This window comes from Paraburkholderia tropica (assembly GCF_914484835.1).
Lineage (GTDB): Bacteria > Pseudomonadota > Gammaproteobacteria > Burkholderiales > Burkholderiaceae > Paraburkholderia > Paraburkholderia tropica_A.
Window position 1 is genome coordinate 111,872 of sequence record NZ_CAJZAR010000048.1, and the last position, 6,814, is coordinate 118,685.

7 protein-coding genes are annotated in these 6,814 nt (G+C 68.4%); 3 read left to right on the plus strand and 4 right to left on the minus strand.

Features of this window, described 5'->3' with window-relative positions; genetic code table 11:
• The first annotated feature begins 48 nt into the window (after positions 1-48).
• Together LDO54_RS16140 and LDO54_RS16145 are read left to right on the plus strand one after the other, a co-directional pair.
• A complete protein-coding gene (locus LDO54_RS16140; RefSeq protein WP_224011691.1) occupies positions 49-1,053 on the plus strand; it encodes a homoserine kinase in 1,005 nt (334 codons plus the stop codon).
• Positions 1,044-1,865 (plus strand): BPSS1780 family membrane protein, encoded by an 822-nt coding sequence (locus LDO54_RS16145; RefSeq protein WP_224011692.1) that lies wholly within the window; start codon positions 1,044-1,046, stop codon positions 1,863-1,865. The genes LDO54_RS16140 and LDO54_RS16145 overlap by 10 nt, the downstream gene beginning before the upstream one ends.
• A gap of 138 nt (positions 1,866-2,003) precedes the next feature.
• Here the strand turns inward: LDO54_RS16145 and LDO54_RS16150 are convergent, their stop codons facing one another.
• Both LDO54_RS16150 and LDO54_RS16155 read right to left on the minus strand, forming a co-directional pair.
• Complete coding sequence (locus LDO54_RS16150; protein WP_224011693.1) at positions 2,004-2,183, minus strand: DUF3563 family protein; 180 nt, start codon at positions 2,181-2,183, stop codon at positions 2,004-2,006.
• Between the two features lie 136 nt (positions 2,184-2,319).
• Positions 2,320-3,534 carry an extracellular catalytic domain type 1 short-chain-length polyhydroxyalkanoate depolymerase gene (locus tag LDO54_RS16155; RefSeq protein WP_224011694.1) on the minus strand — a complete coding sequence of 405 codons (1,215 nt, stop codon included), beginning with the start codon at positions 3,532-3,534 and terminating at the stop codon, positions 2,320-2,322.
• A gap of 275 nt (positions 3,535-3,809) precedes the next feature.
• Here LDO54_RS16155 and LDO54_RS16160 point away from each other — a divergent pair, with 275 nt between their 5' ends.
• The gene (locus tag LDO54_RS16160) at positions 3,810-4,520 is read left to right on the plus strand and encodes a phosphatase PAP2 family protein (protein ID WP_224011695.1); all 711 of its coding nucleotides are present in this window, start codon (positions 3,810-3,812) and stop codon (positions 4,518-4,520) included.
• Between the two features lie 110 nt (positions 4,521-4,630).
• Here LDO54_RS16160 and LDO54_RS16165 read toward each other — a convergent pair whose 3' ends face one another.
• A complete protein-coding gene (locus LDO54_RS16165) occupies positions 4,631-5,536 on the minus strand; it encodes a TOBE domain-containing protein (protein WP_224011696.1) in 906 nt (301 codons plus the stop codon).
• A gap of 80 nt (positions 5,537-5,616) precedes the next feature.
• On the minus strand, positions 5,617-6,814 hold a 1,198-nt coding region (locus tag LDO54_RS16170; RefSeq protein ID WP_224011697.1), incomplete at its 5' end, for a CHAD domain-containing protein.

Genomic DNA, 6,814 nt, shown 5'->3' on the forward strand with positions numbered 1-6,814 from the left:
CACGTCCGCGAACCGGGCCCCGATTACGAACACCTCACGACCTCAGGCATGGCCGTCTTCACCGCTGTCACCGACACCCAGCTTGCCCATTGGCTGCACGACTACGATCTTGGCGACGTGGTCGAATTTCGCGGCATCCAGTCCGGCATTGAAAACAGCAACTTCTTCCTGACGACGACGCGCGGCGAGTACGTCCTGACGATCTTCGAGAAGCTCACGGCGCAGCAGCTGCCGTTCTATCTGGACCTGATGCGCCATCTGGCCTCGCACCGCGTGCCGGTGCCCGACCCGATGCCGCGCAAGGACGGCGCGCTGTTCGGCCTGCTGCACGGCAAGCCCGCAGCCATCGTCACGAAGCTCGACGGCGCGCCGGAACTCGCGCCCGGCGTCGAGCATTGCGCCGAAGTCGGCCAGATGCTGGCGCGTCTGCACCTCGCGGGCCGCGACTTCACGGGCGACCAGCCGAATCTGCGTAGCCTGCCCTGGTGGCAGGAGACCGTGCCGACCGTCGCGCCGTTCCTCGACGGCGCGCAGCGCGATCTGCTCGAAAGCGAGCTGGCGCATCAGCAGGCATTCTTCGCGAGCGACGACTACGCCGCGCTGCCCGGCGGCGCGTGCCACTGCGATCTGTTCCGCGACAACGCCCTGTTCGCGCACGCGAACCCGGAAACGGGCCACACGGTGCGCCTCGGCGGCTTCTTCGACTTCTATTTCGCGGGCTGCGACAAGTGGGTGTTCGACGTGGCCGTGACCGTGAACGACTGGTGCGTCGACCTCGCGACCGGCGAACTCGACGCCGCGCGCGTCGAAGCGATGCTGCGCGCCTACCAGACCGTGCGTCCGTTCACGCCCGAGGAAAGCCGCCACTGGACCGACATGCTGCGCGCGGGCGCGTACCGCTTCTGGGTCTCGCGCCTGTATGATTTTTATCTGCCGCGCTCGGCCGAGCTGCTCAAGCCGCACGATCCGGGCCATTTCGAGCGCATCCTGCGCGCGCGCCGCGCCGGCGTGCCCGACGCCTTTCACGCACATTCCCACCGTACATGCAACTGATCGAAGTCCCCGCGAAGCAGGGTTATGTGTGGTTCCGCCAGGGCATCTGGCTGTTCCGCCGCAATCCGCTCGCCTTTCTCACGCTGTTCTTCGCGTATCTGCTGGCGATGACGCTCATCTCCGCGGTCCCGGTGATCGGCGGCGTGCTGCCGCTCATCTTCGTGCCGGGCATCGCCGTCGGTTTCATGGCCGCATGCCGCGACACCATCGCGGGCAAGCCGGTGTTTCCGACCATTCTCGTCGACGGTTTCCGCTCGTATGGGCAAGCGGTCACGAAGCATCTGTTCGTGCTGGGCGGGATTTACGTGGTGGCGATGACGCTGGTGCTCGCGGCATCGGCGCTCGTGGACGGCGGCACGCTGCTGCGCCTGATGACGCTGGGCGGCTCGCTCGACACCGAGGCGCTGGAAAACACCAATGTGCCGTTCGCCGTGCTCGCCTCGCTGGCGGCCTACGTGCCGGTTTCGATGATGTTCTGGTTCGCGCCGGTGCTGACCGCGTGGCACGACGTGCCGCCGGTCAAGGCGATGTTCTTCAGCATCGTGAGCTGCTGGCGCAACAAGGGGGCGTTCGTGGTGTACGGCGCGCTGTGGTTCGCCGTGTCGATCGGGGTGTCGCTGGGACTGTCGGCGCTGCTGCGCGCGCTGGGCGCCGGTGATTTCGCGCTGGCGATCCTGATGCCGGCGCTCATTCTGGTCACGACGATGCTCTACTGCTCGTTCTACGCGACCTATCGCGGCTGCTACGGCGTGCAGGAAAAAACCGCCGCCGATCTGCCCGATTCGTCGAATTCGCCGGGTTCGGGACGCTAAAGCCTGCCGCGCGATGCGGCTGGTCACACCCGCGGGGCGCCATGGTGCGCCCCGTTTGCTTTTCGGACTTCGACTGGGAACTGCGGATACTGCAACAACTGCAAGTGCAACCAGGGCGACGCGATTGCGCCGACCGGCTTAGCCGTAGTGGTTCATCCACGACGGTTGACGGCCGGTCTTCTCGCGGTCGAGCTTGCGCATGCGGAATTCCAGATCGTAAATGTCGGCCGATTCAGACAGATAGGCTTCTTCGCGCTCTTTGCGCGAGGTTTCGGCGGATTTCGTGAGGAACAGGAAAAAGCGGCTGATCAGGTACATGGTCTGGCTCCGATAATTTGGGCACTCGCCCGCGGAAGGAATAGAGCCATTATAGGGAAAACCCTGACTAGGGTAAACCCTTAATGCGACACGGATTGTCGCATCTGTTCAACGAATTGCCGCCGAATTGCCGTGCTCAGCCCGCGCCTTGGGCCAGTTCGCCGTCCTCGTAGAAGTCGTCGGCCACGGCTTCGCGGCGCTTCGATGCGAAAAAGTCCCAGATCATCGCGCTGGCGTCCGGGCCTGCCGACGAGTGGAACGGCACGGTATCGTCGCCGCCGCTCCACGCATGATCGAGCGCGCTCACGCGGCACAGGCGCACCAAGCTCGCGCCGTCGCGCGCATAGTCGTGCAGCGTGTAGCCGTCGCCCTCGCTTTCGTGCGACACGACGCCCCGACGCACGCCATCCGCATCGGCGAGACCGTTCAGACGCAGGAATTGCGCCGCGAGTTGCTCGGCATTGACCGGCGCGACGACCGCATCGGCGTCGCCCTGCACGATCAGCGCCGGCATGCCCGGATACGCGCGGCCCGCCAGTTGATCGTCGACGAGTGCGACCGGATCGTGATGCAATCCGCGCCGCATCACGTCTAGCGCCGACACGCCCGAGCGCGCCTCGCCGAACGCCGGTCCCGAATGCAGCGCCACGGCCGCGAAACGGCCCGGCGCGCGCACCGCCAGCATCGAAGCCAGCCCCGCGCCCGCCGACAAACCCGCCAGATAGACGCGCGAGCGGTCGAAGCCGTGCGTCTGCGCGAGCGAATCGATGAGCGAGATGATCGCCGTCACCTCGCCGCCGCCCGCCGCCTGACGCGCGTCATACCAGTGCCAGCACTGATGCGGATGCGCCTGCGCCGACTGCTCCGGGTAGAGCACCGCGAAGCCGTGCTTGTCGGCCAGCAGGTTCATGCGCGTGCCTTCCGCGAACGAATCCATCGTCTGCTTGCAGCCGTGCAGCATGACCACGAGCGGCATGTCCGTGGTGTCGAGCCCCGGCGGCAGATACAGCCCGTAAGCGAGCGGCCGCGACATGCCCGGGGCAAGATAGTCATCGCGATGCCATTCGCCCGCCGCCCACGCGGCAGCACGCGGACCGACGCGCGATTCGCGCATCGGCGGCCGCGCGGCCTCGGTTTGCGCGGCAGTCTGCGTCTGCGCCTGCGCGCCGTGAACTGCGCGCGCCACGGCTTCGCCCGCGGCATGCGCGGCTTGCTGGGCGCCGCACCACATATCCTGCACGTCCGGCGTGTGCACGCCAGCCTCCCGCAGCGCCTCGCGGGCTGCGCGTTTCTGGATGGCGAGCAGACGCTGCATGCCACCCGCCCATAGCTTCGTCAGATTTTTCGTCATCAGCGGCCTCGTGAAAGGGGGTCGGACGCCCGAGGCGAATTGCCACGGCCATCTGTTGTGCGATGCACAATAACACCATTCCGCACGTGCTGCAGAAACGCTTGTCCAACGAATCCAGCCGGTCGATCCGGCACTTTCGTGCACTGCACCGCACAGACCCATTCTGAGACGCCGCTATACTGGAATGTCACGCGACGCGCGTGTCGGCTCACCCCGCCGCTCGCGCGTTAAACAATGGATACCCTCTAACGCCCGCGTCACCCCGGCGCCCTGCCATGCCCGACTTACCCTCACATCTCTGGATCTCGATCACGAACCTCGGCGGCGCGGGCCTGACCTTGCCGCTCGCGCTCGGGATCGCGCTGTGGCTGCTCACGGGCTATTCGTGGCGCATGGCGGCAAGCTGGCTGTTCCTGCTGGGTGCGTCAATCGGCCTCGTCACGGTCACCAAGATCGCGTTCCTGGGCTGGGGCGTGGGCGTGCGTTCCTACGATTTCACGGGGCTGAGCGGACACGCCATGCTCTCCACGGCGGTCTATCCGGTGGCCTTTTTCCTGATGCTGCAAGGCAGCCGCACGGCGCTGCGCGCCACGGGCGTGGCGATCGGGCTGGCAATGGGTATCGCGGTCGGGGCGTCGCGCGTGGTGCTGGTCGCGCACTCGCCGTCCGAAGCCGTCACCGGCTGCATCGTCGGGGCGCTCACCGCGCTCGCGTTCGTGGTCTATTGGTGGAAGACGCCGTCCACGCGCATTTCGGCGGCGGTGGTCACGCTGAGTCTCGCGGCGCTGGCGTTCGCCGTGCACGACGTGCGCGTGCCCACGCACCGCTGGGTGACGAATCTGGCGCTCACGGTGTCGGGCCACAATCAGCCGTTCGTGCGCGCCAAGTGGAAGGCCAATCGCAACACGCGCACGCCCGGCACGCCGACCGCACCGGTCTCGCAGACCCGCGACACGCTCACGCCGCCGACGCAGCGCGTCGCCTGAGGCGCGGGTTCAAGCTGAGGGTTCAAGCTGAGGGTTCAAGCTGAGGGTTCAAGTCGCGGGTTCAAGCCGCGCTTTCAGCGCGTCCCTCCCGCCAGAGCCTGGCGCATCGGTCATCCGGCCACGCCCAGCAGCACGCTCGACGCCTTGAACGCGGCCGTCGCGGCCACGCCCACGTCGAGCCCGAGCGCCACGACGCTCGCGTCGGTCACAATCGCCGCGATCACGACGCCGCCCGCCAATTCCAGTCTCACCTCCGCATTCACCTCGCCGCGCCGCAGCGCGCTCACCGTGCCGCCCAGGCGATTGCGCGTCGAGAGCCGCGCCGCCTCGCCGTCCGCGCCGCCTGCCACCAGCAGCACCGACGATGCCTTCACGAGCGCCACCACATCCGAGCCGACTGCCAGCCCGAGCGACTCGGCGCTCTCGCGCGTCACGATGGCCGCGAGCGTCTGGCCGCCCGGCAGCGCGATCGACACTTCGTCGTTGACCGCGCCGCGCACGAGCGCCGTGACCGTGCCATAAAGCTGATTGCGCGCGCTGGTTCGCAGACCGAAGCGGCCCAGCACGGCGAGATCGCCGCTCGCGCCGTCTGGCGCGCCGCCGAGCGCGCTCACCGCCTGCGCCGCGCGCTCGAGAAAGCGGCGATGCTCGCGCTCGATGGCGCCATACGTATCGATAAGACGCAGCGCGCGCGGCGTCAGCGTCGTGCCGCCGCCGCCCTTGCCGCCGGCCGCGCGCACGACGAGCGGCTCGCCGGCGAGATTGTTCATGGCGTCGATCGTGTCCCACGCGCCCTTGTAGCTCATGCCGACCGCCTTGGCCGCGCCCGTGATCGAACCGGTTTCGCGGATCGCCGCCAGCAGCGCGATGCGCGACGCGCCGCCGAGCATCTGCGCACCCGCCTGAAACCAGACTGAGCCGCCGACGCCCAGTTCGGGCACGGTGGCATCAGCGGCATCAGCGGGCGCGGGCGGCGCCGGTTCGACGGAAGCGGGCGTGGAAGGAGAATCGCTCATCGCGCGGGCCTGAAAAGAGTTCGGATCGAGCGTCGATTATAGGGATCGCGCGCGATCACAGGACGGACGAAAAAGCCGGATCACGCGCCGCGCGACACCTTCGGCGGCGTCAGTTCGCGCAGCAGCCGCTCGCCCTCTTTCGCCGTATAGCGCTTGACCGCCTCGCACCAGCCGCGCGCGAAGCCGAGCTGATACGGCTCCGCATCCATGCGTTCGAGATAGCGCAGCGCCACGGCCGCATCGTTGCCGTCGCCGAGCACGCTTTGCAGGCGCATCAGCGTGCGCGCGGTCTGCGTGCGCGTGCGGCGCGAGGTGATCGACGCGAAAAATTCGAGCGTGTAGCGCAGATATTTCGCGCCGATGCGCGCGCGATGACGGCTCGCCTCGTCGATCGCGGTGAGCTTCTGCGTCTGCGCGAGGCGCTCGTAATAGCGCCGCACGCGTTTCTTCGCATGCCGATGCAGCGAGCGCCCGTCTTCGTTCGACGCGCCGGACCGGCGCGCCAGCGCCGCCAGCCATTGCAGCCAGGCGAGCGCCGCGTGGGCGTAGCGCGGCGACCCCAGCGCCTCGCGCACGCGCGCACGCGCGGCGGCCCGCTGCGCCTCGGCGGCGTCGCGCACTTCGTTCCAGCGCGCGGATTCGGTATCGGCGCCCGCGAGCGCCGGCAGCGTCGACTCGACGAACACGTCGCGGTCGCGCGCCTCGCCGAGCAGTTCCCCGAGCCATTTCAGTTCAGGCGCGATATGCGTGTTCCAGACCGCGTCGCGCCAGGGCGAAAAGATCCGCATGGCCGTGCGCAGACGCCGCTGCGACACCCGCATCTGATGAATGAACTCCGTGTTCGGCGAATCGCGCACGCCCGCGTCGTTGCCGAACCACTGCGCGCTGATGTTCGCGCCGATCGCCACAAGCGCCGCCTCGGCGGTCTGCGCGTCGCGCAGATCGACCGGATCGGCATGGACGGCGGCGACGTCGCCGCTCGCGCTGCCCGCCGCCGCGCGCTCGAGCGCGTCGGTGACGCGCACGAAAGCCGGCAGCACGTCGACGATTTCATGCGCGCAGGCGAACAGCACATCGACGAGCGGCGCGGCGTCCGCGCCCTCGGGCCACGCCACGCCGACGCGCAATTCGTGCAGTTCCACGGCCGCCGCGCCGCGCTGATCGCCCGCCTCGCTCGACGCCGCCAGCGTGTCGCGCAGATCGGCATCGAGCACGACGTCGACACTCGCGCCGTCGCGCGCCCAGCGCCACGCATGCCGCTCGCCGGCGAGCGCCGCG

Bases quoted from the DNA above. Each gene is read 5' to 3' on its own strand.
- LDO54_RS16150 (WP_224011693.1), bottom strand. From the start codon at position 2,183: ATGTACCTGATCAGCCGCTTTTTCCTGTTCCTCACGAAATCCGCCGAA.
- LDO54_RS16145 (WP_224011692.1), top strand. From the start codon at position 1,044: ATGCAACTGATCGAAGTCCCCGCGAAGCAGGGTTATGTGTGGTTCCGC.
- LDO54_RS16160 (WP_224011695.1), top strand. From the start codon at position 3,810: ATGCCCGACTTACCCTCACATCTCTGGATCTCGATCACGAACCTCGGC.
- LDO54_RS16155 (WP_224011694.1), bottom strand. From the start codon at position 3,534: ATGACGAAAAATCTGACGAAGCTATGGGCGGGTGGCATGCAGCGTCTG.
- LDO54_RS16140 (WP_224011691.1), top strand. From the start codon at position 49: ATGGCCGTCTTCACCGCTGTCACCGACACCCAGCTTGCCCATTGGCTG.
- LDO54_RS16165 (WP_224011696.1), bottom strand. From the start codon at position 5,536: ATGAGCGATTCTCCTTCCACGCCCGCTTCCGTCGAACCGGCGCCGCCC.